This window comes from Pseudomonas sp. MYb185 (genome assembly GCF_002979975.1).
Classification (GTDB): Bacteria; Pseudomonadota; Gammaproteobacteria; order Pseudomonadales; family Pseudomonadaceae; genus Halopseudomonas.
Map to the genome: position 1 here is coordinate 97,977 of NZ_PCQD01000001.1, position 23,326 is coordinate 121,302.

General features: G+C 62.3%; 26 protein-coding genes and 3 tRNA genes. 12 read left to right on the top strand and 17 right to left on the bottom strand.

Annotation, left to right across the window (positions count from 1 at the left end; translation table 11 throughout):
- The first annotated feature begins 71 nt into the window (after positions 1-71).
- The 6 genes from CQ007_RS00450 (at position 72) to CQ007_RS00475 (ending at position 5,370) form a co-directional block, all read left to right on the top strand.
- Positions 72-1,475, top strand: a complete 1,404-nt coding sequence (locus tag CQ007_RS00450) for an inorganic triphosphatase (RefSeq protein ID WP_105642952.1) — start codon at positions 72-74, stop codon at positions 1,473-1,475.
- A 25-nt stretch (positions 1,476-1,500) separates the two neighbouring features.
- Positions 1,501-3,300 (top strand): GspE/PulE family protein, encoded by a 1,800-nt coding sequence (locus tag CQ007_RS00455; protein ID WP_105642953.1) that lies wholly within the window; start codon positions 1,501-1,503, stop codon positions 3,298-3,300.
- Between the two features lie 86 nt (positions 3,301-3,386).
- The gene (locus CQ007_RS00460) at positions 3,387-4,229 is read left to right on the top strand and encodes a 23S rRNA (adenine(2030)-N(6))-methyltransferase RlmJ (RefSeq protein WP_105642954.1); all 843 of its coding nucleotides are present in this window, start codon (positions 3,387-3,389) and stop codon (positions 4,227-4,229) included.
- Positions 4,230-4,347: 118 nt separating this feature from the next.
- Entirely contained in the window at positions 4,348-4,665 is a 318-nt protein-coding gene (locus CQ007_RS00465; protein ID WP_146114520.1) for a DUF883 C-terminal domain-containing protein, read from the top strand.
- Positions 4,662-5,132: a phage holin family protein gene (locus CQ007_RS00470; protein ID WP_105642956.1), complete on the top strand. Its 471-nt coding sequence runs from the start codon at positions 4,662-4,664 to the stop codon at positions 5,130-5,132. The genes CQ007_RS00465 and CQ007_RS00470 overlap by 4 nt, the downstream gene beginning before the upstream one ends.
- On the top strand, positions 5,089-5,370 hold the full coding sequence (locus tag CQ007_RS00475; protein WP_105642957.1) for a hypothetical protein: 282 nt from the start codon (positions 5,089-5,091) through the stop codon (positions 5,368-5,370). Before CQ007_RS00470 ends, CQ007_RS00475 begins: the two co-directional genes overlap by 44 nt.
- A gap of 107 nt (positions 5,371-5,477) precedes the next feature.
- Here CQ007_RS00475 and mnhG read toward each other — a convergent pair whose 3' ends face one another.
- The 9 genes from mnhG to nudE form a co-directional block, all read right to left on the bottom strand.
- Positions 5,478-5,861: a monovalent cation/H(+) antiporter subunit G gene (gene mnhG, locus CQ007_RS00480; protein ID WP_256582152.1), complete on the bottom strand. Its 384-nt coding sequence runs from the start codon at positions 5,859-5,861 to the stop codon at positions 5,478-5,480.
- A complete protein-coding gene (locus CQ007_RS00485; RefSeq protein WP_371919781.1) occupies positions 5,858-6,127 on the bottom strand; it encodes a K+/H+ antiporter subunit F in 270 nt (89 codons plus the stop codon). Before CQ007_RS00485 ends, mnhG begins: the two co-directional genes overlap by 4 nt.
- Before the next feature lie 8 nt (positions 6,128-6,135).
- Positions 6,136-6,633, bottom strand: coding sequence for a Na+/H+ antiporter subunit E (locus tag CQ007_RS00490; protein ID WP_105642959.1), 498 nt, complete (start codon positions 6,631-6,633; stop codon positions 6,136-6,138).
- Entirely contained in the window at positions 6,630-8,270 is a 1,641-nt protein-coding gene (locus tag CQ007_RS00495) for a monovalent cation/H+ antiporter subunit D (RefSeq protein ID WP_105642960.1), read from the bottom strand. The genes CQ007_RS00490 and CQ007_RS00495 overlap by 4 nt, the downstream gene beginning before the upstream one ends.
- A complete protein-coding gene (locus CQ007_RS00500) occupies positions 8,267-8,608 on the bottom strand; it encodes a Na+/H+ antiporter subunit C (RefSeq protein ID WP_105642961.1) in 342 nt (113 codons plus the stop codon). Before CQ007_RS00500 ends, CQ007_RS00495 begins: the two co-directional genes overlap by 4 nt.
- Entirely contained in the window at positions 8,608-11,514 is a 2,907-nt protein-coding gene (locus CQ007_RS00505) for a monovalent cation/H+ antiporter subunit A (protein ID WP_105642962.1), read from the bottom strand. The genes CQ007_RS00500 and CQ007_RS00505 overlap by 1 nt, the downstream gene beginning before the upstream one ends.
- A gap of 171 nt (positions 11,515-11,685) precedes the next feature.
- Entirely contained in the window at positions 11,686-12,327 is a 642-nt protein-coding gene (gene msrA, locus CQ007_RS00510) for a peptide-methionine (S)-S-oxide reductase MsrA (RefSeq protein WP_105642963.1), read from the bottom strand.
- 70 nt (positions 12,328-12,397) lie between these two features.
- On the bottom strand, positions 12,398-13,201 hold the full coding sequence (cysQ, locus tag CQ007_RS00515) for a 3'(2'),5'-bisphosphate nucleotidase CysQ (RefSeq protein ID WP_105642964.1): 804 nt from the start codon (positions 13,199-13,201) through the stop codon (positions 12,398-12,400).
- A complete protein-coding gene (gene nudE / locus CQ007_RS00520; protein ID WP_105642965.1) occupies positions 13,198-13,764 on the bottom strand; it encodes an ADP compounds hydrolase NudE in 567 nt (188 codons plus the stop codon). Before nudE ends, cysQ begins: the two co-directional genes overlap by 4 nt.
- A 66-nt stretch (positions 13,765-13,830) precedes the next feature.
- Between nudE and yrfG the strand changes: the two genes are divergently transcribed.
- Entirely contained in the window at positions 13,831-14,517 is a 687-nt protein-coding gene (gene yrfG, locus CQ007_RS00525; RefSeq protein ID WP_105642966.1) for a GMP/IMP nucleotidase, read from the top strand.
- A gap of 58 nt (positions 14,518-14,575) precedes the next feature.
- Here the strand turns inward: yrfG and rimK are convergent, their stop codons facing one another.
- Both rimK and CQ007_RS00535 read right to left on the bottom strand, forming a co-directional pair.
- Positions 14,576-15,481, bottom strand: coding sequence for a 30S ribosomal protein S6--L-glutamate ligase (rimK, locus tag CQ007_RS00530; RefSeq protein WP_105642967.1), 906 nt, complete (start codon positions 15,479-15,481; stop codon positions 14,576-14,578).
- A gap of 10 nt (positions 15,482-15,491) precedes the next feature.
- Positions 15,492-15,959, bottom strand: coding sequence for an ATP-dependent zinc protease (locus CQ007_RS00535; protein ID WP_105642968.1), 468 nt, complete (start codon positions 15,957-15,959; stop codon positions 15,492-15,494).
- A 112-nt stretch (positions 15,960-16,071) separates the two neighbouring features.
- On the opposite strand from CQ007_RS00535, the gene CQ007_RS00540 reads away from it, so the two are divergent.
- The 3 genes from CQ007_RS00540 (at position 16,072) to CQ007_RS00550 (ending at position 19,106) form a co-directional block, all read left to right on the top strand.
- Complete coding sequence (locus CQ007_RS00540) at positions 16,072-16,479, top strand: RNA-binding S4 domain-containing protein (protein WP_105642969.1); 408 nt, start codon at positions 16,072-16,074, stop codon at positions 16,477-16,479.
- 36 nt (positions 16,480-16,515) lie between these two features.
- Positions 16,516-17,397, top strand: a complete 882-nt coding sequence (hslO, locus tag CQ007_RS00545) for an Hsp33 family molecular chaperone HslO (protein ID WP_105642970.1) — start codon at positions 16,516-16,518, stop codon at positions 17,395-17,397.
- A 164-nt stretch (positions 17,398-17,561) separates the two neighbouring features.
- Positions 17,562-19,106, top strand: coding sequence for a phosphoenolpyruvate carboxykinase (locus CQ007_RS00550; protein WP_105642971.1), 1,545 nt, complete (start codon positions 17,562-17,564; stop codon positions 19,104-19,106).
- 247 nt (positions 19,107-19,353) lie between these two features.
- On the opposite strand, the gene CQ007_RS00555 is transcribed toward CQ007_RS00550, so the two are convergent.
- The 5 genes from CQ007_RS00555 to CQ007_RS00575 all read right to left on the bottom strand — a co-directional run bounded on the left by CQ007_RS00555 (position 19,354) and on the right by CQ007_RS00575 (position 21,358).
- Positions 19,354-19,429 (bottom strand) — tRNA-Lys (locus CQ007_RS00555).
- A 17-nt stretch (positions 19,430-19,446) separates the two neighbouring features.
- Positions 19,447-19,523 (bottom strand) — tRNA-Pro (locus CQ007_RS00560).
- Positions 19,524-19,535: 12 nt separating this feature from the next.
- Positions 19,536-19,611: transfer RNA gene (locus tag CQ007_RS00565), tRNA-Asn, on the bottom strand.
- A gap of 211 nt (positions 19,612-19,822) precedes the next feature.
- Positions 19,823-21,139 carry an NAD(P)/FAD-dependent oxidoreductase gene (locus tag CQ007_RS00570; protein WP_105642972.1) on the bottom strand — a complete coding sequence of 439 codons (1,317 nt, stop codon included), beginning with the start codon at positions 21,137-21,139 and terminating at the stop codon, positions 19,823-19,825.
- 42 nt (positions 21,140-21,181) lie between these two features.
- A complete protein-coding gene (locus CQ007_RS00575; RefSeq protein ID WP_105642973.1) occupies positions 21,182-21,358 on the bottom strand; it encodes a DUF3094 family protein in 177 nt (58 codons plus the stop codon).
- A 245-nt stretch (positions 21,359-21,603) separates the two neighbouring features.
- On the opposite strand from CQ007_RS00575, the gene CQ007_RS00580 reads away from it, so the two are divergent.
- Together CQ007_RS00580 and CQ007_RS00585 are read left to right on the top strand one after the other, a co-directional pair.
- Positions 21,604-22,278 carry an energy-coupling factor ABC transporter permease gene (locus tag CQ007_RS00580; RefSeq protein WP_105642974.1) on the top strand — a complete coding sequence of 225 codons (675 nt, stop codon included), beginning with the start codon at positions 21,604-21,606 and terminating at the stop codon, positions 22,276-22,278.
- Between the two features lie 69 nt (positions 22,279-22,347).
- Positions 22,348-22,563, top strand: coding sequence for a hypothetical protein (locus tag CQ007_RS00585; RefSeq protein ID WP_105642975.1), 216 nt, complete (start codon positions 22,348-22,350; stop codon positions 22,561-22,563).
- Position 22,564: 1 nt separating this feature from the next.
- Here CQ007_RS00585 and CQ007_RS00590 read toward each other — a convergent pair whose 3' ends face one another.
- Positions 22,565-23,266: an SIMPL domain-containing protein gene (locus tag CQ007_RS00590; protein ID WP_105642976.1), complete on the bottom strand. Its 702-nt coding sequence runs from the start codon at positions 23,264-23,266 to the stop codon at positions 22,565-22,567.
- Positions 23,267-23,326 lie beyond the last annotated feature (60 nt).

Consider the following 23,326-nt stretch of genomic DNA (forward strand, 5'->3'; position numbering starts at 1 on the left):
AAAGACACAAAAACGTCACAAACCGATTCGATTACGGCCGATTGCGCAAAACCATTAGTGTAGAGAAGAGCATGGTCAAAGAGACAGAAATCAAACTGCGGGTCAGCCCCGAGGTCCTTGGCAACCTGCGCAACCACCCGGTGCTGCGTCAGCATCTGCAGGGCGAGTGGACGGGCGGCCCCTTGTACAACCAGTATTATGACACTGCCACGCGCGAGCTGGCCGCTGCGCGGGTCGCACTGCGGGTACGCCGCGATGGTGAACAGTTCATCCAGACCCTCAAGAGTCGTGGCCAGAGCGTTGCGGGGCTATCCGAGCGCAATGAATGGGACTGGACAGTGGATGCCGCTGCGCTGGACCTGACACTGCTCGACGACAGCTGCTGGCCGGCCAGCCTGAGCGCGCTGGACAAGCTCACCCTGCTACCGGTATTCACCACCGACTTCCAGCGTACCAAGGCACTGCTGCGCTGGGAGCGTGATGGTGAGACGGTGGAAGTCGAAGCGGCCCTGGACCAGGGCCAGGTACTGGCCGATGGTCGGCAGGAGCCGATCTGCGAACTGGAGCTGGAATTGCGCAGCGGGCCGATCGCCGCGCTGCTGGAACTGGCCGCCGCGCTGGCCGCGGATGTGCCGCTGATGCCCTGTGATATCAGCAAGGCCGAGCGTGGTTACCGGTTGTTCGATCCGACCAGTTACGACCTGCGCCTGGATGCCACCAATTGGTCGCAAGAGAGTACCGTCGATGATGTGATTGCCGGGGCCGGCTGGCAACTGCTCGGGCATACCCAGCGATTGGCCGAACAATACCGTTTCAGTGGCCAATGGCGGCTGTTTCGCGAACTGGTGGTGAACCTGGGCAGCTTGCGGGCATTCTTCGGTGTATTCGACCTGGCCCTGCCGCGCAGTTCCGCGCAACCTTTCCTGCCGGTGCTGGATCAGTTGCTGCAGCGGTATCGCCCGCTGGTACTCGCCGGCTGGGCCGATGATGAGGAAGGCCGCCGTGCCCGGGAGCAGGCACCGCAGGTATTCGAGCAGAGCATCGCCGATCCGGCCTGGGGGCAACTGTTCATCGGCCTGGCGCTGTGGTTGCACCAGAGCAGTTGGAAGGCCAATCGACCGCCGCGCGGGGATCGGATCGGCGCATTGAGCCTGTCGCGCTGGCTGCTGGCGGCGGTGGGCCGGGAAATCCAGGAGTTGCGCGTGCCGCACCACAATGATGCCGACGTCGATGTCGATCAATGGCTGGATCAGCAGCCGCGCCTGAATCGCCTGTATTTTCTGCTATCCGGGTTTCGCCAGCACCTGCAGGCCTCGGAGCCGGATCGTCTGTTCGGTGAGCTGAACAAGCTGCAGGCCCTGCTGGAGCAATATCCGCTGGTCGAGGAAGAGGTGCGCCCGGCGCTGCTCACGGCGCTGCGCAAACAGGGACAGCGCTTGCGCAAGCTCAATGCCTGGCGCGAACTGAACGGCTGACACAACCGCAGGGAGGCATACAGGGATGAAGCATCTGAGCGAACTGGCGCTGGCTGGCAATGATCGGCGGCTAGAACTGGCCGATCTGCTCAAGGCGCTGGTGGAGCAGGGACGTCTGAGCCAGGAGGGCGCCGAGCAACTGAGCATGTTGCGGCGTTCGGCCAGCGGTGCGACCGCCAAGCTGCACCCGCTGGAATTCATTGCCGGGCAGGCGCCGCAGGATCTGGCCCGTCCCGGCAAGACACTGGACCTGGAGCTGCTGACCCGCTGGCTGGCCAGCGAGTCGGGGCAACCCTTCTATCGTATCGATCCGCTGAAGATCAACGTCTCTGCCATCACGCCGCTGATGTCCTTCGCCTTCGCCCAGCGCCATGGCATTCTCGCCGTGGACATCAACGAACGCGAAGTGACCATCGCCAGTGCCCAGCCATTCATGCGTGGCTGGGAAGCCGACCTGGTGCATGTGCTCAAGCGCGACATCCGCCGGGTGGTGACCAGCCCGGCGGACATCCAGCGCTACTCGGTGGAGTTCTATCGGCTGGCGCGCTCGGTCCACGGCGCCAATGCCACGGATCAGAAACTCAGCGGCATCGGCAACTTCGAGCAACTGCTCAACCTGGGCAGCATGGGCCAGGAGCCCGACGCCAACGATGCCCACGTGGTCAATATCGTCGACTGGCTGTTCCAGTACGCCTTCGAGCAGCGCGCCAGTGATATCCATATCGAACCGCGCCGTGACACCGGCAGTGTGCGGCTGCGCATCGATGGTGTGCTGCACACGGTCTATCAGTTCCCCTTGCAGGTCGCGGTGGCGGTGGTCAGCCGACTGAAGACCCTGGGCCGGATGAACGTCGCGGAAAAACGCAAACCCCAGGATGGCCGGGTCAAGACCAAGTCGCCCCAGGGCAGCGAGATCGAGTTGCGCCTGTCCACCCTGCCCACCGCCTTTGGCGAGAAGATGGTCATGCGCATCTTCGACCCCGACGTGCTGTTGCGCAGTTTCGACCAGTTGGGCTTTTCCAGCGAGGATCAGCGCCGCTGGCAGGGCATGGTGCAGCAACCCAATGGCATCGTCCTGGTCACCGGCCCGACCGGCTCGGGCAAGACCACCACCCTGTACACCACGCTCAAGCAGCTGGCCACGCCGGAGGTCAACGTCTGTACCATTGAAGACCCGATCGAGATGGTCGAGGACAGCTTCAACCAGATGCAGGTGCAGCACAATATCGACCTGACCTTCGCCAGCGGCGTGCGCGCGCTGATGCGCCAGGACCCGGATATCATCATGGTTGGCGAGATCCGTGACCTGGAAACCGCGGAAATGGCGATCCAGGCAGCGCTGACCGGGCACCTGGTGCTGTCTACCCTGCATACCAACGATGCGCCCAGCTCGGTGAGCCGGTTGATCGAACTGGGCGTGCCGGCCTATCTGATCAAGGCCACGGTACTCGGGGTCATGGCCCAGCGGCTGGTGCGCACCCTGTGCCCGCACTGCAAGGAGCCGGCCACGGTGGACGCGAGCGACTGGCAGGAGCTGACCAAACCGTGGAACTCGCCGTTGCCCAGCCGTGCCCAGCGTCCGGTAGGCTGCCCGGAATGCCGCGAAACTGGTTATCGCGGCAGGGCAGGGGTGTATGAGCTGATGCCGCTGAGCGACAGTCTCAAGCCGCTGATCCAGGCCGATATCGATCTCAACGCCCTGCGCCGCCAGGCCTACCGCGAAGGCATGCACAGCCTGCGGCTGTCCGGTGCGCAGAAGGTCGCGGCGGGGCTGACCACCATCGAGGAAGTGCTGCGGGTGACGCCTACCAGTCAACAGGCTTGATACTGCACCGGTAGCCAGCATCCCGCGCAAACCAACCAGCAGGCCAATGGGCTAGAATGCGCCCATTGATCGCTTCAGGAATCCCCATGAACTACCGTCACAGTTTCCACGCCGGCAATCACGCCGACGTCCTCAAACATGCCATCCTGCTGCGCATGGTCAGGTTGATGCAGCGCAAGGACGCCCCGTTGTGCTATCTGGACAGCCACGCCGGCACCGCGTTGTATGACCTGCAGGGCGAGGATGCCAGTCGCACCGGGGAGTACCTGGATGGCATCGGTCGGCTCTGGACACGGGATGATCTGCCCGAACTGCTGGTAGATTACCGGGACGCCGTGGCGCGGCACAATCCTGGTGGGGAGCTGCGGCTGTACCCCGGCTCCCCGCAACTGGTAGCCGACGTGCTGCGCGAACAGGACCGGATGATCCTCAGTGAACTGCACCCCGACGACGCCCTGACACTGAAAAACCACTTTGCCGATGAACCTGGTATCGCCGTGCATCAGCGTGACGGCTACCAGTTGCCCAAGGCCTTCCTGCCGGTGGCGGAAAAGCGCGCGTTATGGCTGCTCGACCCACCCTTCGAAAAGCCCGATGACCTGCAGCGCTGCCTTGCCGCCGTGCAGGTCGGCATCCAGCGCATGCGCCAGACGGTGATCGCCCTGTGGTATCCGATCAAGGACCAGCGCCTGCTGCGCGAGTTCTACCAGCGTATCGGTGCGGCGGGGCTACCCAAGGTGTTGCGGGTCGAGCTCAACGTGCGGCCGGCCGACACCAGCCTCGGGCTCAACGGTTCGGGCCTGATGCTGATCAACCCGCCATGGCCGTTATGGGAAGAACTGGAACAGAGCCTGCCGTGGTTGGCTGCACAGTTGGCTCAGTCCGGCTCTGGCGGCTGGCGCATGGACTGGTTGGCAGGAGAGCCCTGAGCCGGCTGCGGTGGGCTTATTTTGCAAAAAAGCGGGAACATGCCACAGTGCCCAGGGTCAAGTATTGTGTCGATGTGGTGAATGCGACTAATCCGATACTATCAAGGAGCGTATGAATATGACTGCTGTTGACAAGAACGGAACCGTAGCAAAGCAAAACGACGCCAATAAGAAAGAAGAGGTCGACTCTGGTAAGGAAGCGGTGGCGGCTGCCTACGACAAGCTGGTAGAAGCCAAGGAACACTTCAAGCATGCGGCCGAGTCAGCCGGTATGGACTGGAAACACGATGCCGAAGAGCAGTTGAAGAAGGGCAAGGCCAAGGCTGAAGAGCTTTGTGACCAGGCCAACAGCTACCTGCACGACAAGCCGCTGGCGACACTCGGCCTGGCCTTTGCCGCTGGTTTCCTGGTCTCGCAGCTCATGTCCAAGAAATGACCGGTATTCCGGGAGAGAATACCCCCGAAAGCGGTGATGTCGGTGGCCAGGAGCAGCACCGACAGCCGCTGATAGCTGAGCTGAAGTCCTCGCTGGAGTGGCTGGAACATGCCGCACTGGCCGGGGGTGACCTGGTTCGGCTGGCGGGGCTGGAGCTGAAACTGGCGGCAGGCGACTCCGGTCGGTTGCTGGTGCTGGGGTTGGCCATGCTGCCCATTGCGCTGCTGGCCTGGGTTGGTCTTTCGGTCCTGTTGGCTTGGCTGGTATTCGCCTGGATCGGTTCCCAGGCGTTGGCCATCGTGACGTTCATCCTGGTGCAGGTAGTGGCGCTGGGGGTGATGGTGGCCTATTGCAGGAAGTTTGCGAAGAGCCTGTCGTTCCCTGCGACCAACCGGCAACTGAAGACGCTGAAGGAGCAAGTCAATGGCGCGCAAGACGCTGGAAAATCAGATTCGGCAACTGGATGAGCAACTGGCCATCGAAATAGCCTTGCTCAAGCTCGACGGCCGGGAGCGCCGTACCGCGCTGCAACGGGTGCCGCCGCTGTACTGGCTGGCGGGAAGCCTGGCGGCGGGGCTGCTCGCTGGCAAGCTGATCGGGCAGAATGGGCCGACATTGCTGATCAGTCAGGGTGGCAATCTGTTCCGTCTGGCCAGCCTGCTGATGCCCAGCCTGGCCATGACAAGCAACAACTCCTTCGAGTGACCGGTGGTCACCGCTGGGCAGCGCGCTAGCGTCGCTCAGTATTCTTCTCCTGGCTGGCGTCTCTTCAGCGATATCCCGTCAGCGATATCCCGCCTCGCCTGGCGCGCTTATTGATCATCCGGAAACTGATAGGCATCGGCTTGGCCGCTTTCGGGCTTGCGCGCGCGCAGGTCACGGTAGACACCCGCACGCATCACCATCATCGACACCACAGGCGCGGTCAGCAACACGAATGCGGTGATCAGCAATTCATGCATCACCGGTCGCTCCTCGGTGCCACTGAAATACAGCATCGAGGCAATCAGGAAACAGCCGGTACCCACGGTGATGAACACCGCCGGACCGTGGATGCGCTGGTAGAAGTTCGGCAGGCGCAGCAGGCCCAGCGCGCCGATAAAGGTGATCACGCCGCCAAGGATCAGCAGCAGGGCGATGGGGATTGCCAACCAGGCGGACAGTGCGCTCATCGGCTCGGTGAGGAAGCTGCTCATTCGATGATCTCCCCGCGCATGAGGAATTTGGCCAGGGCGATGGATGAGACGAAGCCGGTCAGCGCGATCACCAGCGCCGCCTCGAAATACACCATGCTCGAGAAACGCACACCCAGCAGCAGGATGAACAGCATCGCCGCCATCCACAAGGAATCCAGTGCCAGTACCCGGTCCTGGGCGGTGGGGCCGCGCAGCAGGCGGATGGCGCAGAAGATCAGCGCCAGCAGCACGCACAGCTGGGCGAAACCGAGCGCCACTGTCAGCATCAGGCCAGTCATGCTTTCTCCTGTTCGAAAATCTCGATCAAGGGGCTTTCCAGCTTGGTCTTGATCGTGTTCACCCACCAGGCCGCATCATGCAGATCGAACACATGCAGCGCCAGATCATGACTGCCCGGAATGATCTCCACCCAGACGGTACCGGGGGTGGAGTTGATGATGCAGGCCAGCACCGCCAGGCCATGGGGGTCACGCAGATCGAGTGGGATGCGGATGAACTGCGAATTGAGCCGGCCCCCGCCAAACAGGATCAGGGTGCAGACGTTGAAGCACGAACGCAGGATCTCGATCAGCGCATAGCCTGTCAGGCGGATGATGGTGAGCGGACGCGACACGCGCACCGGTGTCGGACGCAGCGGTGCAACCAGCAGCGGCACGGCGATGGCGATGATCGCCCCGAGCAGCAGGTGCGCTGGCTCGATGCTCTGGTTGAGCATCAGCCACAGCAGCAACAATGCCAGGGACATCAGTGGGGTAGGCAGCCAGCGACTCATTGCTCGACTCCTGCGGTGCTCACCACACCGGGTATGGCGGGGCTCGACAGCACGCGCTCGATATACAGCTGTGGCTGATGCAGGGTGGCGGAAGCGCGCTCCATATAGCGACTGGTCGGCCCGGCCGCCACACTCATGATCACGCACAGCAGCAGCAGCGCCGACACCGGTGCTGCTTCGCTCAATTGCAGGCGCGGGGCCTTGGCGTCAGGGGTGGCCCAGAAGGTACGTACGCCAAAGCGCATCAGCGAAATGATCGCCGCCAGCCCGGAGATGATGATCAGCGCCAGCATGGTCCAGGCCAGTGGCCCGGCGATATACAGGTTGTCGACGAATAGCCCGGCCGGATTGAGCAGCGCATGGAACAGCGCGAACTTGGCGATGAACCCGGACAGTGGCGGCAACCCGGCGATGATCAGCGCGCAGGCAAAGAAGGACAATCCGAGGAAGGCCATGGCCGCGGGGATGACCACCCCGGCGGATTCCTCGGGATCATCGTCGATGGCGAAGGCCTCCATGGTCAGGGCGAGCATGGCCGCGCTGGGCTTGCGAATCCGTTCGACCAGCTCGATCATCAGCATGAACGCCGCCACTGCCAGGGTCGAGCTGACCAGATAGAACAGCGCGGCGCTGATCACCTTCTGCTCGCCATAGCCGACCGCAGCCAGCAGCGTACCGGAGGAAATGATCGCGCTGAAGCCAGCCATGCGGCCCAGCTCCTGGCTGCCCAGCAGGCCTATGGTGCCAAATGCCAGGGTGAGCAGGCCGCCGACCAGCAACGCGGTACCGGAGATCGCACCCAGCGAGGCTTCCTGCTCGGCAAATACCAGTAGCCACAGGCGTAGCAGCACATAGACCCCGACCTTGGTCATCAGCACCAGCATCGCGGCCACCGGCGGCGCGGCGGCGGCATAGGTGGTCGGTAGCCAGAAGCCCAGCGGCCACATCGCACTCTTGGTCAGGAAGGCGATGGCCAGTATGGCGGCCCCGACTTCGAGCAGCAGCCGTTCGCTGTCGCCCATGCTGGCGGCGCGGACCGCCAGATCGGCCATGTTCAGCGTGCCCGCCGCAGCGTAGATGAGCGCCACACCAATCAGGAAGAAGGACGAAGCGACCAGGTTGACCACCACGTACTGCATGCTGGCGCGTATCCGGTTGGCCTGCAGGCCGAGCAGCAGCAGACCGTAGGAGGCCGCCAGCATGATCTCGAAGAACACGAACAGGTTGAACAGGTCACCGGTGATGAAGGAGCCGTTGATTCCCGCCAGCAGGAACTGGAACAGCGAGTGGAAATGCACACCGGCCCGGCTCCAGCGGCGATAGGAGAATATCAGCGCTGCTACCGCGATGACCGCCGCCAGGGTCAGCATCAGCGCCGACAAGCGGTCCACCACCAGGGCGATACCGAATGGGGCTACCCAGTTGGCGGCCAGGTAGACACCCACGCCGTCCGGCCAGATTTCACTGTCCGTGACCCAGAACAGGGTGATGGCGGTGGCCAGCAGCGCCAGGGTGCCTATCAGGTTGACGGCATACTTGAGATGTTGCTGGCGGCCGCTGAGCAGTACCAGCACCGCAGCAAACAGCAGCGGCAACAGTATGGGCAGCAGAATCAGTTGGTCAGCCCAGAAACTCATTGGCGCGGTTCCTTACCATCCACGTGGTCGGTTCCGGTCAGGCCGCGGGAGGTCAGCAACAGCACCAGATACAGCGCCGTGGTGGCGAAGCCGATGACGATGGCGGTGAGCACCAGTGCCTGGGTGACCGGGTCGGCGAACAGGCCGGCATCGATCGGGTCCTTGAGCGTCAATGGCGGCTTGTTCACCGACAGTCGCCCCATGATGAAGATGAACATGTTGACCGCGTAGGAAATCAGCAGCAGGCCAATGATGACCTGGAAGGTACGCGGACGCAGGATCAGCCAGACCCCGGAGGCGAACAGGACGCCAATGGCAATGGCGATGACGGCTTCCATCAGTTTTTCTCCTTTCCAGCGGTGTCGGCGGTTTCCATCGCAGCCAACGGCAGGCGGTGGCTGCGGATCGACTGGTGAGCCAGGGCCGTCAGAATCAGCATGGTGGCGCCGACCACCACGCAGAACACGCCGAGATCAAAAAAGAATGCACTGGGCATATGCAGCTCGCCCAGTAACGGCAAGCTGAAGTGGGCAGTGTGGCTGGTCAGGAAGGGATAACCGACCAGCACGGCGCCCAGGCCGGTGGTGACGGCGATGATCAGCCCCAACGCCAGCCAGCGGTGCGGTTGCAGGTGCAGGCGCGACTCCACCCACAGGGTACCGGCCAGCATGTACTGGATAATGATGCCCACCGAGAACACCAGGCCGGCGACGAAGCCGCCACCGGGCAGGTTGTGCCCGCGCATGAAGAAGTACAGCGAGCACACCAGGATCATCGGCAACAGCAGGCGCAGATATATGCCCGGCACCATCAGGTAGCCACTCTCGGCCTGTTCCGCGGGCGTCTGCTGGGCCGCCGGGTCGATCAGATTGGTCTGCTGCGGCGGCAGCGACATGCTCTCGGATGCTGGGCGGAAGCGGCGCAGCAGGCCATACACGGTCAGTGCGACGATGCCCAGTACGGCGATCTCGCCCATGGTGTCGAAGCCCCGGAAGTCCACCAGCAGGACATTGACCACGTTGCTGCCGCCGCCCTCGGACAGCGCCCGCTCGAGGAAGAAACCACCGATACCGCTGCCGGCGGGCAGTGTCAGCACCAGATAACTGATCGCCGCCATGCCCAGGCCGGCGAGTACCGCGAGAACGAAATCCCGGCTCCGCCGGACTCGGGCCCGGCGATTCTCTGCCCGATCCTGCTCGATGGACAGAATACGTGGCGGCAGCCAGCGCAGGCCGAGCAGGATCAGCACCGTGGTCACGGTTTCCACCATCAGCTGGGTCAGGGCCAGATCCGGTGCGGAGAGCCAGAGGAAGGTCAGACACACCACCAGGCCGGCGCCGCCGACCAGGCTCAGCGAAGCCAGGCGGTGATACTTGGCCTGCCAGGCGGCTGCTACCGCGCAGCCGCAGCCGACCAGCCACAGCACGGTGAAGGGCAGATGAGGTGTGCTCGGCTCGATAGCCGCCCAGACCTGGGGCGCACTCCAGGCGGCGGCCACGCCCGCAGCCAGACAGACGGAGACCATCAGCACCAGTTGCGGTTGCAGGCGGCGGGTGCCAAGCAGCCTCTCCAGCCGCGAGGCGCCGCTGCGCAGCTGCAGCATGGTGCTTTCATAGGCCTGCTTGCCATTGAAACGGTACAGCACCGGCACGCGGTCGCGGTGCGTGAGGTTGAACTGGGTACGCAGCACCACATACAACAGGACGCCGCCGCCCAGGGCGATGAAGCTCATCAGCAGCGGCACATTGAAGCCATGCCACAGCGCCAGGCTGTAGTACGGTGTTTGGTCGCCAAGTACCGATTGCACACCGTTGTGCAGCAGCGGCCCGACACTGAGGCCCGGCACGATACCGACGATCAGGCAGAAGACCACCAGCACCTCCACCGGGAAGCGCATCCAGCGTGGCGGCTCATGCGGTGTCTTCGGCAGGTCGGTAGCCGGCTTGCCGAAGAACACATAGATGAAACGCAGTGAGTAGGCCACGCTGAACACGCCCATGGTCACCGCTGCCAGCGGCATCCACCAGTTGCTGTTGCTGCCGACCAACAGGGCCTCGGCAAAGAACATTTCCTTGGACAGGAAGCCATTGAGGAAGGGCACCCCGGCCATGGCAGCCGAGGCGACGATCGCCAGGGTCGCGGTATGCGGCATCAGCCGGGACAGCCCGCGCAGCTTGCGCATGTCACGGGTGCCGCTTTCATGGTCGATGATGCCCACCGCCATGAACAGCGAAGCCTTGAAGGTGGCGTGGTTCAGGGTATGGAAGATCGCGGCCACCATCGCCAGTGGCGTACCTATGCCCAGCAGGGCGGTGATCAGACCCAGGTGGCTGATGGTGGAATAGGCCAGCAGCCCCTTGAGGTCGTGCTGGAAAATGGCGATGAAGGAGCCGATCAACAGGGTGCAGACCCCGGCGCCGCCGATGATCCAGGTCCACTCCGGCGTGCCTGAGAGCACCGGCCACAGGCGCATCAGCAGGAAGATGCCGGCCTTGACCATGGTCGCCGAGTGCAGGTAGGCCGACACCGGGGTGGGGGCGGCCATGGCATGCGGTAGCCAGAAATGGAACGGAAACTGGGCGCTCTTGGTCAATGCGCCGAGTGCGATCAGAATCAGCGTGGGCAGGTACCAGGCGTGTTCGCGCAGTGCTTCACCGGACTCCAGAACCACATCCAGGTCGTAGCTGCCGATGATATGGCCGAGCATCAGTACCCCGGCCAGCAGGCACAGGCCACCGGTAGCGGTCACGGTGAAGGCCATGCGCGCGCCGCGCCGCGCATCGGCGCGGTGATGCCAGTAGCCGATCAACAGGAAGGACGACAGGCTGGTCAGTTCCCAGAACAACACCAGCTGTATCAGATTGCCCGATAACACCACGCCCAGCATGGAGCCCATGAACGCCAGCAGGAACGAGAAGAAGCGGGGTACCGGGTCTTCCGGTGACATGTAGTAGCGTGCATAGAGCACCACCAGCAGGAAGATGCCGATGATCAGCATGCTGAACAGCCAGGCCAGGCCATCCATGCGCAGGACCAGGTTCAGCCCGTATTCGGGCATCCAGTCGAGCTGGTAGCGCAACACCTCCCCGTTGTTTATCTGCGGAAACTGGATACCGATGATGACCAGGCCGATCAGAGCGATGGCGGCCGCAAGCCAGGCCTCCCTGTTGCGCGCATTCACTGGCAACAGCGCCGCAATGAAGCACCCGATGAAGGGGATCAAGATCAGTGTCAGTAACAGCATGGGCTCCCGGGGAAATGGTCAGAGGTTATTGGATTATGCGTTCGAGCCTCGAATCAGTGGTACCGGCAAAGCGGTCACTGCCGGTACTCTGGGTCCGGCATGATGCCGTTGGGTTATTCCGCAGAGCGGATGTTTTATTAGTAATTGCCTGAATCTGCAAGCAAAAAAATATTACCGCATGCAAACTCCGGTCCCGGCAAGGCCGCAATAGCCGCCCGGATTCTTGTGCAAATATTGCTGATGATAATCTTCTGCGTAATAGAATTCCGGCGCCTGGTCGATCTCGGTGGTGATCGGGCCCTTGCCAGCTGTGTGCAGGGCCTCGGCGAAGCGCGTCCGGCTGGCCTCGGCCTGGGCTTGCTGGGTTTGGTCGCTGACGTAGATGCCGGAGCGGTACTGGGTACCCAGGTCGTTGCCCTGGCGCATGCCCTGGGTCGGGTCATGGCTTTCCCAGAACACCCGCAGCAGCTCGTCCAGCGTCAGCATCGCAGGGTCGAACACCACCAGCACCACTTCATTATGGCCGGTCAGCCCGGAGCAGACCTCTTCATAGGTCGGGTTCGGTGTCACGCCGGCGCAATAACCAACCGCGGTGGTATACACGCCCTCGAGCTGCCAGAACAACCGCTCGGCACCCCAGAAGCAGCCCATGCCGACGATGATCTGCTGCAGATGTGCCGGGAATGGCGGCTTGATCTGCGTGCCCAGTACCGCATGGGTGCTGCTGGTGGGGATCGGCTCGGCGCGGCCGGGTAGAGCCTCGGCCGCGCCTGGCAGACGCATCTTGTGCTCGGGCGGTGATCGAAGAAACATGTCGGACTCCTGCAGAGATGGATCGGTATGAGCTGGCGACGGCATTGCCGTCGAGCTCCAGTTTAGTCAACTAGCCGAGCAACAGCTGCCGCAGGGCCTGATCCGGACAGCCGGTGGCGATGAAATACGGATTCAACCAGTCTTCCCGGTGTGGATAGTCGAAACGCTGGCCATCCAGCCCGAGTACCTGGCCGCCGGCGCCTTCCAGCACCGCCTGGGCGGCAGCGGTATCCCACTGGCTGGTGGGAGCGAAGCGCGGATACAGGTCGGCGCCGCCTTCAGCCAGCACGCAGAATTTCAGCGAACTGCCGACCCCGGTCAGCTCCACCGCATGGGCCTGCTGCAGGCGCTGCAACAGTGCTTCCTGCTCGGCGCTGGTATGCCGGCGACTGGCGACCACCCGCAGGGGCGCGGCCGGGGGGCGGCAATGGATCGGTTGTGGTGCCTGGTTTCCCTGCTGGCACCAGCTGCCGAGCCCGACACCACCCCAGTACAGGGTCTCCCGCGCCGGTACGCCGACCACGCCGAAACGTACCTGGCCATGCTCGATCAGGGCGATATTGACGGTGAACTCATCGGTGCCGGCGATGAACTCCTTGGTCCCGTCCAGCGGATCGATCAGCCAGAAACGCGACCAGTGCCGGCGCTGGTCCAGCGGCACATCGGCGGCCTCCTCTGACAGGGTCGGAATGTCCGGCGTCAAGGCCTGCAGCCCATCCAGGATGCACTGGTTGGCAGCCAGATCAGCGGCGGTTACCGGCGAGTCATCGGTCTTGATGATCACCTCCGGCTCCTGGCGCCACCAGGGCATCGCCGCCTGCCCGGCATCACGGGCCAGTTGGCAGAGCCGCTCGACGGCGAATGGCAGGCTCATGGCTGCAACTCGCCGCGCTGTTCGAGCAGGTCGCGGACCAGATACAGTGCCGCCAGCGCCCGGCCTTCGGAAAAGCCCGGGCGCGACAGCAGCTCGCTCAGGGCGTAGAGATCGACGCTGTCGACCCGGATAGGTTCGGGTTCGTCACCCGGCAGGCGCTTTTCATAGAGATCGCGGGCCAGCACGACCGAAATGCTCTGGCTCATATAGCCGGGCGACAGTGACAGCTTGCCCAGCAGCTCCATGCGCTGGGCGCCGAAGCCCGCCTCTTCCATCAGTTCGCGGTTGGCTGCATCCAGCACGTCCTCGCCGGGTTCCACCAGCCCCTTGGGCAGTGACAACTGGTAATCATGGGTGCCGCCGCAATATTCCTCGATCAACAGTGCGGTGCGTGCATCCTGAAGCGCCACCACCATCACCGCGCCGTAGCCCGCCCCGGAGCCGACCAGGCGTTCATAGGTGCGTTCGGTGCCGTTGCTGAAGCGCAGCTGCATCTGCTCGACGGTGAACAACCGGCTCTTGGCGACAACGCGGGCATCGAGAATCTCTGGCTTCTGCGGCATGCTGGCTCCGTGATCAATGGATGGTCTGCTATCATAGCCGCCCACTTCAGCAAAACCCAACCACTCATGCTCAACTGGAACACCATCGACACCGTCCTGCTGGATATGGACGGCACGCTGCTGGATCTGCATTTCGACAATCATTTCTGGGTCGAGTATCTGCCGCAGTGCTATGCCCGCCAGCACGGCCAGACGCTGGCCTGGGCCAGGGAGCGGATCGACCCGCTGATGAGCCGTATCCACGGCAAGCTGGACTGGTACTGCCTGGATTTCTGGACCCGCGAACTGGGTCTGCCGATCGTCGAACTCAAACGTGAAGTGGCGCACCTGATTCGCCTGCGCCCGGATGCCGATGCCTTTCTACGGGCGCTGCAACACAGCGGTCGCCAGGTGGTGCTGATCACCAATGCGCACCGCGATTCGTTGTCACTGAAGATGGAGCGGGTCGAGCTGCGTACCTATTTCCAGCGCCTGATCAGCTCCCATGACTTCGGCTATCCCAAGGAAGAGCAGGCGTTCTGGCACGCGCTGCGTGGCGAGGTGGAGTTCGACCCCGAGCGTACCTTGTTCATTGATGATGGTTTGTCGATCCTGCGGGCAGCCCGGGAATTCGGTATTGCCCATCTGCTGGCGGTGCGCCAGCCGGACAGCCAGGGCGAACCACGGGATACCGCGGAGTTCGACGCGGTGGAGGATTACGCCGGCATGGCCCGCGCCATCGCGGGAGCCATGCCGGCAAGGCAGCAGGCGTAGCAACCGAGCACGGAGCGGGGTGATATGGGTTGTCGAGCGCCCGCTCGACGACCGAGGCTCAGCCCTTGCCTTTGGTACGTGTCTGATTCGGTCGGGCATTCTTCTCGATGTACTCGATGATCAGCCCGGCAACGTCCTTGCCAGTGGTCGACTCGATGCCTTCCAGGCCCGGCGAGGAATTCACCTCCATGACCACCGGCCCGTGGTTGGAGCGCAGGATGTCCACCCCGGCGACATTCAGCCCCATCACCCTGGCCGCACGTACCGCGGTCATGCGTTCTTCCGGGGTGATCTTGATCAGGCTGGCGCTGCCGCCGCGATGCAGGTTGGAACGGAATTCGCCAGGCTTGGCCTGGCGCTTCATCGCCGCGATCACCTTGTCACCGACCACCAGGCAGCGGATATCCGCACCGCCTGCCTCGCGGATGTATTCCTGCACCATGATATTGGCCTTGAGCCCCATGAAGGCTTCCAGCACCGATTCGGCAGCCTGTTCGGTCTCGCACATCACCACGCCGATGCCCTGGGTGCCCTCCAGCAGCTTGATCACCAGTGGTGCGCCGCCGACCATGTTGATCAGGTCGGGAATATCATCCGGGGAATGGGCGAAACCGGTGACCGGCAGGCCGACGCCCTTGCGCGACAATAGCTGCAGCGAGCGTAGTTTGTCCCGCGAACGGCTGATGGCTACCGATTCGTTCAGAGGAAACACGCCCATCATCTCGAACTGGCGCAGCACGGCGGCGCCGTAGAAGGTGATCGAAGCGCCGATGCGCGGGATTACTGCGTCGAAGGGTTCCAGTTCGGCGCCCTTGTAATGGATGCTCGGTTTGTGACTGGCGATGTTCATGTAGGCGCGCAGGGTGTCAATCACCCGCACCTCATGGCCGCGCGCCCGCCCGGCTTCAACCAGGCGGCGGGTAGAGTAGAGATTGGGGTTGCGCGACAATACCGCAATTTTCATGATGTTCTGTTCAACCTTCTGTATATAGGTCTGTCTGGGGTTGGTTCTGGACGAAGCGTAGTCCAGGGTTGATGACAAGCTGGCCATCGAGCATGGCGGTGCAGCCGAGCAGTACCCGGTAGCGCATCGACTTGCGGCAGGTGAGGGTGAAGTCCACCCACCAGCGTTTGTCACCCAGCACCATGGGGGTGCGGATGACATGGCGTTCCTGCAGATGACCGTTGGAACTCTTGACCCGTTTGAAACTGACCAGCCGGGCCTCGCACTCGGTATCGCGGGGCTTGTGCGGTGTACCGGTGTGGGCCTTGAAGCGCACCCAGGTCTCCCCGTTACGCTCGAATATCTCGATATCGCTGGCATGCAGGGCGGAGGTCTTGGCGCCGCTGTCGACCTTGGCCATGATCCTGCTGATGCCCAACTCCGGTAGCCCGATCCATTCGCGCAGCCCGATCACGTTCAGATGATCGAAGGTCTTCATTCCGCCTCCTGCAATCCGCTATCTGCAATGGCGCGCATGATGGGCCATGATCGACGTTTCAACAAGCTTGATACAATGACGTACACGCAAGTTCCACAGGAGTACAGACCCGATGAGCGATGATGGCAAGCCACGGCTGGATAAATGGCTGTGGGCGGCGCGCTTTTTCAAGACCCGCGCGCTGGCCAAGGCAGCGATTGAAGGGGGTAAGGTGCACAGCCGGGGCGAGCGCTGCAAGCCAAGCAAGGAGCCGAAAGTCGGCGACGAGCTGCAGATCCGCCAGGGCCACGACACCCGCACGGTAGTGATCACAGCGGTTTCCATGGTCCGCCGCGGCGCGCCCGAAGCGCAGTTGCTGTATGAGGAAACGCCGCAGAGCATCGAGCTGCGTGAGGCTGCCGCGGCGCAGCGCAAGGCCGCCGGCCCGGGGTTGCTGATCAGCGAGCACCGTCCGACCAAGAAGCAGCGCCGACAGATTCACCGTTTTCGCGACGAGCGCAACACACTTTCCAAGGACTGATTGGGTATAATCGGGGTTTTTTCGAAGGTCACTGCCATGTCGTCCCAGGATGTCACCCAGCGTTTTCTGTTCGAGCACGCCGATGTGCGTGGCGAACTGGTATCGCTGAATCAGAGCTATCAGGAAGTTCTTGCCAAGCATGCCTATCCGGAGTCGGTCAAGGCGCTGCTCGGGGAAATGCTGGCGGCGGCGGTACTGCTGTCCACAGCGATCAAGTTCGATGGCCTGCTGATCATGCAGGCGCGTTCATCGGGCCCGCTGTCGACGCTGATGGTCGAGTGCTCCAGTCAGCAGGAAGTACGTGCCATCGCCCGTTACAGTGACGAGCTGAGCGGCGAAGGACTGGCCGAGCTGATGCCCGACGGGGTGCTGGCGATCACCATCGATCCAGACAAGGGCCAGCGCTATCAAGGGGTGGTGGCACTGGAAGGAGGATGCCTGGCCGACTCGCTGGCCGGCTATTTTGACAGTTCCGAACAGTTGCCCAGCCGCTTCCGGTTGCTGGCCGATGGCCGCTCGGCCCGAGGCTTCATGCTGCAGGCGTTGCCGGCCAACCGCCAGACCGATCCGGCGCAGCGGCAGGAGACCTGGAATCGCCTGAGCATCCTGGCCGATACCCTCAGTGTAGAGGAGCTGATGGCGCTGGATAATCAGACCATTCTGCATCGTCTGTATCACGAAGAGGATGTCAGGCTGTTTGATGAGCATTCCGTTAGCTTTCGGTGCAGTTGCTCGGCGGAACGATCCGGTAACGCGCTGGTCAGTCTGGGGCAGGATGATGCATTTGTGCTGCTGGAGGAGCGTGGTGGCGAGATAGAGATTGACTGCCAGTTCTGCAATACCCGGTATCTGTTCGACCATGCGGCGCTGGTCGAGCTGTTCGACAAGGCTCGGGACCACGCCCAAAGCCTGCATTGACCGCCGGTGACGTCTGCGGCTTAGCGCCATAGCCAAAACTTTGGCATAATGTCGCGCTTGCGCGGCGAGCCGGCGCTGATTTTGATTGAGCGGTAACCTAGGTGCTGAGGCCGAATCCATCGGTCTTGTGGAGATTTCGGTCAAGCCGAAGAGGACGAAGTTTGATGACGCAAGCTACCAACACTGTATTTAATGACCTGAGTATTGCCGAGCTGATCGAGTTGGCGATCCAGCGCAACGAAGGTCAACTGGCCGACAACGGCGCCCTGGTGGTCCAGACCGGCGAACGTACCGGCCGCTCGCCGATGGACCGTTTCATCGTTGACGAGCCGTCCACCAGCGCCGCCATCGCCTGGGGTCCGATCAACCGGCCGTTCCCGGCAGACAGGTTCGACGCTCTGTGGACCCGCGTCGAGGACTACCTGGCCGAAGGCCCCAGCTACGTCTCCCACGTTCATGTCGGCGCCAGCCCCGAGCACTATCTGCCGGTGGTCATGGAAACCGAAACCGCCTGGCACAACCTGTTCGGCCGGACCCTGTTCATCAACCCGCAACAGTACAATCCGGCGGGCAAGGACCAGTGGCAGATCCTCAACGCTCCGCACTTCGTCTGCGAACCCGAGCGTGACGGTACCAACAGCGACGGCTGCGTAATCCTCAACTTCGCCCAGCGCAAGGTGCTGCTTGCCGGCATGCGCTACGCGGGTGAAATGAAGAAGGCGATGTTCTCGGTGCAGAACTTCCTGCTGCCGGCCAAGGATGTGCTGCCAATGCATTGTGCTGCCAACGTCGGTGACGACGGCAACACCACGCTGTTCTTCGGTCTGTCCGGTACCGGCAAGACCACCCTGTCGGCTGATCCGGCGCGTAACCTGATCGGTGACGACGAACACGGTTGGGGCGAGGGCATCGTGTTCAACATCGAAGGTGGCTGCTACGCCAAGTGCATCGACCTGTCGCAGAAGAACGAGCCAATCATCTGGGATGCGATCAAGTTCGGTTCCGTGCTGGAAAACGTCATCATCGACCAGGATACCCGCAAGGCCGATTACACTGACGTTTCCCTGACCCAGAATACCCGTGCCGCCTACCCGCTGGAGCACGTCGAGAAGCGCGTCGAAGCCAACTACGCTGGCGAGCCGAATGCGATCATCTTCCTGACCTGCGACCTGACCGGTGTGCTGCCGCCGGTGTCCATTCTCAACAACGAGCAGGCTGCGTACCACTTCCTGTCCGGTTACACCGCACTGGTCGGTTCCACCGAAATGGGATCGGGTGGTGGCATCAAGTCGACCTTCTCCACCTGCTTCGGCGCACCTTTCTTCCCGCGTCCGGCCGGTGAGTACGCCGAACTGCTGATCAAGCGTATCAATGCCTTCGGCAGCAAGGTGTACCTGGTCAACACCGGCTGGACCGGTGGTGGCTACGGTGTCGGCAGCCGCTTCAGCATTCCGACTACCCGCTCGATCATCGCGGCTATCCAGTCCGGTGCACTGGTCGGTGCCGAAACCGAGCACGTGCCGGTGATCAACCTGGATGTGCCCAAGGCGGTGCCGGGCGTCGAAACCAAGCTGCTGAACCCGCGCAATACCTGGTCCGACACGGCTGCCTATGACGCTGCTGCCCGTGACCTGGCAGGTCTGTTCATCGAGAACTTCAAGAAGTTCGAGGTGGCCGAGGCTATCGTCGAGGCTGGCCCGCAGTTGTAAGTGCTGCTGTAGAGTCATACACAAACCCGCCGCAAGGCGGGTTTGTTGTTTCTGCGTTCCGTCGGGGGAGTGCTGTCAGGCGTAGCGCAGGCGCACTACACCCCGGTGATATGGGTTGCTTTGCGGGCGTGATTTTCCGGTTCGAGCAGATTTCCTGCGCAAATCGAAAATACAGGTACACGGAAAAAAATAGGAAATTGGTATTTGGTATTTGGTATTTTCGGGGGGGGCTGCGAAGGTGTTTGAGTGGTGGGTCGTGTAGGATTCGAACCTACGACCAATTGGTTAAAAGCCAACTGCTCTACCAACTGAGCTAACGACCCTATGCTCAAACAAAAAATGGTCGGGGTAGGGGGATTCGAACTCCCGACATCCTGCTCCCAAAGCAGGCGCGCTACCAGACTGCGCTATACCCCGATCTTCACAAGATGGCTCCGCGACCAGGACTCGAACCTGGGACCCAATGATTAACAGTCATTTGCTCTACCAACTGAGCTATCGCGGAATTACCTTGAAAACGCCCGGCAGGTTGGTGTGGTTGGTGTCACATATCCCCTGCTGAGGCGCGCCATTTTACCGGCCAGGACGGGGCTGTCAACCCCGAATTTGAGCTTCTTGCACAAACAGCTGCATCAGGTGCAAATGACGCTCCGGTTTCGTTGCGCAAGCCGCCCGACATTCCGCCGCCCAGGGCAGAATATCGGGCGGCTGTCGCCTCAGTGCAGCTTCAGACGCGGTTCGGTGCTGCGGCCTATGCGGTCGCTGAGCATCAGCATGATCGTCCGTGGCAGGCCATACAGCGCCATCTGGTGCATGCGGTACAGGGAGATGTAGAACATGCGGGCCAGCCAGCCTTCGAGCATGACGCTACCGGTGAGATTGCCCATCAGATTGCCGACGGCGCTGAACGATGACAGCGAGATCAGCGAACCGTAGTCGCGATAGCGGTACGCCTTCAGCGGTTTGCCATCGAGCAGCTGGATCAGGTTCTGGCTCAGCAGACTGGCCTGCTGATGCGCGGCCTGGGCGCGGGGTGGTACGAACTTGCCGGGTTCGTCCATCGGGCAGGCGGCACAGTCACCGAAGGCGAAGATGCGCTCATCCTCGGTACGCAGGGTCTTGTCCACCAGCAACTGGTTGATGCGGTTGGTCGGCAGGCCGATCCCGGCGAGAAAGGCCGGAGCGCGGATACCGGCGGCCCAGACCTTCAGCGAGGCGGGAATGAACTCGCCATTGGCCAGTTGCAGGCCATCGGCCTGGACTTCGCTGACTGGCGATCCGGTATGGGTATGCACGCCCAGGTCGTCCAGGGTCGTTGCTGCGGTGCCGGCAATGCGTTCGGGCAGGGCAGGGAGTATGCGCGGGCCCGCTTCGACCAGATTGACGTTCAGGTCTTCGGGGCGAATCCGGTCCAGCCCATAGGAGCGCAGCATCAAGGCAGCATGATGCAGTTCGGCGGCCAGTTCCACGCCGGTGGCGCCGGCGCCGATGATGGCGACGTTGATGGATTCATTGTGGGCTATCTCGCCATGCACCTGGGCCTTGAGGTATTGATTGATCAGGCGTGTGTGGAAGCGCTCGGCCTGGGCGCGGGTATCCAGGAACAGGCAGTGCTGTGCGGCGCCAGGGGTGTTGAAGTCGTTGGTATTGCTGCCGACGGCAATGACCAGGTAATCATAGGTCAGTTGCCGCGCCGGGATCAGCGCCTCGCCATTCTCATCCTGGATGGGGGCCAGTTGAATCCGGCGCTGTTGCCGGTCCAGTCCGGTCATGCAGCCGAGCTGGAAGTTGAAGTGATTCCACTTGGCCTGGGCGACGTAGTTCAGTTCCTCTTCGGTGGCATTCAGCGAGCCGGCGGCGACCTCATGCAGCAGCGGCTTCCAGATATGCGTCATGTTGGCATCGATCAGGGTGATGCGGGCTCGCTTGCGCTTGCCCAGCTTGCGCCCGAGGCGCGTGACCAGCTCGAGGCCGCCTGCCCCGCCGCCGACGACGACAATGTGGGGGAGGGGTGAATCTGCGGATTGTGACATTGCATGGACTCTCAGATGACAGGAAGTCGTCGTCCGCCAGAGTCAGGCAATCACCAGGGTCGCGAGAAAGCGTGCGAGCAGACCGAGGCCCAATACGGCGACGAGGATGGCGGCAAGCAGCCACCAGACCTTGAAGGGTTTGCGTTCGACCTGATGCAGGGGAGATTTGAGGTATTCATCGACCCGTTTCTGGTCTTCAGGATAGAGGCGGCTGGCCATATGTCACCTTTGCTGCTTTCTTGTATGGACGCAATTCTGTGTTGCGCATGAGTCTGACGGACTATCTGGCCATTCTATGCTGCATGAGCGCAGATTGCACCATGTCGGGGCAGGGAGGGCGCTGCAGGCAGGAACTCGGGCTGCTATGATTCGCCCGCGCCTGCCGGAGCATGAATCAATGCCTGTCACGCGTCTTGCCGGCCGTCGCTGTCGACGCCACAGACTCAGCCACCCAGGAGATGTCCATGCTGTCAGCCAGCCTGCTTACCACCACCCAGATCGTGCTCAGTCTGCTGTTGTACGGTGGTGCGTTGCTGTGGGCGTTGCTGCGGATATCCTGGGTCGAACTGGTCACCGACAGCCGCCGCCAGCACCTGTTCTTCGGCAGCGTATTCGCCCTGTTCGTGCTGTGGCTGCTGCGCAAGGAATTCGATAATGGTCTGACCTTCCACTTCCTCGGCCTGACGGTGGTGACGCTGATGCTTGACTGGCCGCTGGCGCTGGCGGCCAGCGCGCTGGCCCAGTTGGCACTGGTGCTGCTTGGCCTGGATGATGCCAGCGCGTTGGGTGCCAACGGCCTGCTGCGGATCCTGATTCCGGTGCTGGTGACGGTGCTGATGAGCCAGATGCTGGAGCGCTTCAAGCCGACCAACCTGTTTCTGTACATCTTCATCAGCGGGTTCTTCGCCGCCGCCCTGGGGGCGGTTGCGACCATGCTGGCGGGCATGGGGCTGCTGGCCTGGTCGGGACAACTGGCGCCACCCAATTCGCTGGCCGAACTGGTCGGCTACATGATCATGGTGATGTTTCCCGAGGGGTTCATCAATGGCATGGGTGTGGCGGCGCTGGTGGTGTTCTATCCCGACTGGGTGGAAACTTTCGATACCGACCGCTATCTGCAGGAACCCTTCGATGAGTAGGGTTGTGCCAGATCAATGCGGTTGTCGTAACGGTATGCTGCAATACATGGCTTTTCAGAGGAGCAGGTGATGTCGATATACAAGCTGGCAGGTACGGTCATGCAGCAGGCGTTGGCGCAGGCGGCCGAAGCAGGCTATGGCGAGCAGGAGATGGCCCGGGCGTTGATGGCCGAGGTGATCGCGGTGTACAAGCGTGGCCGCAGTCCGGCTGATATCGCCCATGAGCTGGGTTTCCTCGCCGAGAACCTCGACGAGGATGAGGATTATCCGTTCATGCGACCCTGACTCAGGGTACCTGCACCTCGATCACGCCATCGGCGCTGACGGTGACATCGGCCTCACCGCCTTCCACGGCGGGAGTAGCCATCTCCATATCCGCGGCCATGGCCATCACCTTGTTGCTGCGCAGGTAGGGGCGCGGTTGCATGAATTGGGTATTGAGATTCAGCTGCACGATCCTGTAGCCGTTGCCGCCCAGGCCCTGGGTAGCAATGTCAGCGCGGCTTCTGAAGGCTTCGATGGCCTGCTTGATCAGGCCGTCCTCGGTCTGGCTGCGGCTGCTTGGCGACAGGCTGAATTGCATGCTCTCCAGGCTCAGGGCACCGAGCAGTTCACCAGTGACGCTGGACACCTGGGCGAAGTCGGTGCCTTCCAGGCGGATCTCCCCACGCTCGCGCCAGGCGACGATGTTCTGCCGCTTCTCGTCATACACCGGCTGGCTGTAGCGGTTGCCGCTGCTGACCTTGACGCTGCTGTTCTGTCGTGCGGTTTCCAGCCCCTTGTTCAGGGTAGCGGTGATGCGGTTGGCCAGCTTGGCCGGGTCGGTGTCCTGCTCCTCGGTGAACAGGGTGACGGTCAGGGTGTCGTTGTTGACCGCCTGCTGCACCTCGGCACGCAGTGATACCTGGTTGTAGTTCAACGGCTCGGCCAGCGCCTGCCCGGCGAAGGCCAGGCTCGCCACCAGCGGCAATATCAGAAATGAACGCATGCAATTCTCCTTGTGGCATAACCGGGGGTCATACCCCCAAGACCCTGAGACCCCTGCGGG

Bases quoted from the DNA above. Each gene is read 5' to 3' on its own strand.
- CQ007_RS00570 (WP_105642972.1), bottom strand. From the start codon at position 21,139: ATGTCACAATCCGCAGATTCACCCCTCCCCCACATTGTCGTCGTCGGC.
- CQ007_RS00535 (WP_105642968.1), bottom strand. From the start codon at position 15,959: ATGAAGACCTTCGATCATCTGAACGTGATCGGGCTGCGCGAATGGATC.
- CQ007_RS00580 (WP_105642974.1), top strand. From the start codon at position 21,604: ATGCTGTCAGCCAGCCTGCTTACCACCACCCAGATCGTGCTCAGTCTG.
- yrfG (WP_105642966.1), top strand. From the start codon at position 13,831: ATGCTCAACTGGAACACCATCGACACCGTCCTGCTGGATATGGACGGC.
- CQ007_RS00490 (WP_105642959.1), bottom strand. From the start codon at position 6,633: ATGAGTCGCTGGCTGCCTACCCCACTGATGTCCCTGGCATTGTTGCTG.
- CQ007_RS00475 (WP_105642957.1), top strand. From the start codon at position 5,089: ATGGCGCGCAAGACGCTGGAAAATCAGATTCGGCAACTGGATGAGCAA.
- CQ007_RS00470 (WP_105642956.1), top strand. From the start codon at position 4,662: ATGACCGGTATTCCGGGAGAGAATACCCCCGAAAGCGGTGATGTCGGT.
- CQ007_RS00485 (WP_371919781.1), bottom strand. From the start codon at position 6,127: ATGCTGACAGTGGCGCTCGGTTTCGCCCAGCTGTGCGTGCTGCTGGCG.
- CQ007_RS00590 (WP_105642976.1), bottom strand. From the start codon at position 23,266: ATGCGTTCATTTCTGATATTGCCGCTGGTGGCGAGCCTGGCCTTCGCC.
- nudE (WP_105642965.1), bottom strand. From the start codon at position 13,764: ATGCCGCAGAAGCCAGAGATTCTCGATGCCCGCGTTGTCGCCAAGAGC.
- CQ007_RS00465 (WP_146114520.1), top strand. From the start codon at position 4,348: ATGACTGCTGTTGACAAGAACGGAACCGTAGCAAAGCAAAACGACGCC.
- CQ007_RS00550 (WP_105642971.1), top strand. From the start codon at position 17,562: ATGACGCAAGCTACCAACACTGTATTTAATGACCTGAGTATTGCCGAG.
- CQ007_RS00585 (WP_105642975.1), top strand. From the start codon at position 22,348: ATGTCGATATACAAGCTGGCAGGTACGGTCATGCAGCAGGCGTTGGCG.
- msrA (WP_105642963.1), bottom strand. From the start codon at position 12,327: ATGTTTCTTCGATCACCGCCCGAGCACAAGATGCGTCTGCCAGGCGCG.
- hslO (WP_105642970.1), top strand. From the start codon at position 16,516: ATGTCGTCCCAGGATGTCACCCAGCGTTTTCTGTTCGAGCACGCCGAT.
- CQ007_RS00575 (WP_105642973.1), bottom strand. From the start codon at position 21,358: ATGGCCAGCCGCCTCTATCCTGAAGACCAGAAACGGGTCGATGAATAC.
- CQ007_RS00500 (WP_105642961.1), bottom strand. From the start codon at position 8,608: ATGGAAGCCGTCATCGCCATTGCCATTGGCGTCCTGTTCGCCTCCGGG.
- CQ007_RS00505 (WP_105642962.1), bottom strand. From the start codon at position 11,514: ATGCTGTTACTGACACTGATCTTGATCCCCTTCATCGGGTGCTTCATT.
- mnhG (WP_256582152.1), bottom strand. From the start codon at position 5,861: ATGAGCAGCTTCCTCACCGAGCCGATGAGCGCACTGTCCGCCTGGTTG.
- CQ007_RS00455 (WP_105642953.1), top strand. From the start codon at position 1,501: ATGAAGCATCTGAGCGAACTGGCGCTGGCTGGCAATGATCGGCGGCTA.
- CQ007_RS00495 (WP_105642960.1), bottom strand. From the start codon at position 8,270: ATGAGTTTCTGGGCTGACCAACTGATTCTGCTGCCCATACTGTTGCCG.
- rimK (WP_105642967.1), bottom strand. From the start codon at position 15,481: ATGAAAATTGCGGTATTGTCGCGCAACCCCAATCTCTACTCTACCCGC.
- CQ007_RS00540 (WP_105642969.1), top strand. From the start codon at position 16,072: ATGAGCGATGATGGCAAGCCACGGCTGGATAAATGGCTGTGGGCGGCG.
- CQ007_RS00450 (WP_105642952.1), top strand. From the start codon at position 72: ATGGTCAAAGAGACAGAAATCAAACTGCGGGTCAGCCCCGAGGTCCTT.
- cysQ (WP_105642964.1), bottom strand. From the start codon at position 13,201: ATGAGCCTGCCATTCGCCGTCGAGCGGCTCTGCCAACTGGCCCGTGAT.
- CQ007_RS00460 (WP_105642954.1), top strand. From the start codon at position 3,387: ATGAACTACCGTCACAGTTTCCACGCCGGCAATCACGCCGACGTCCTC.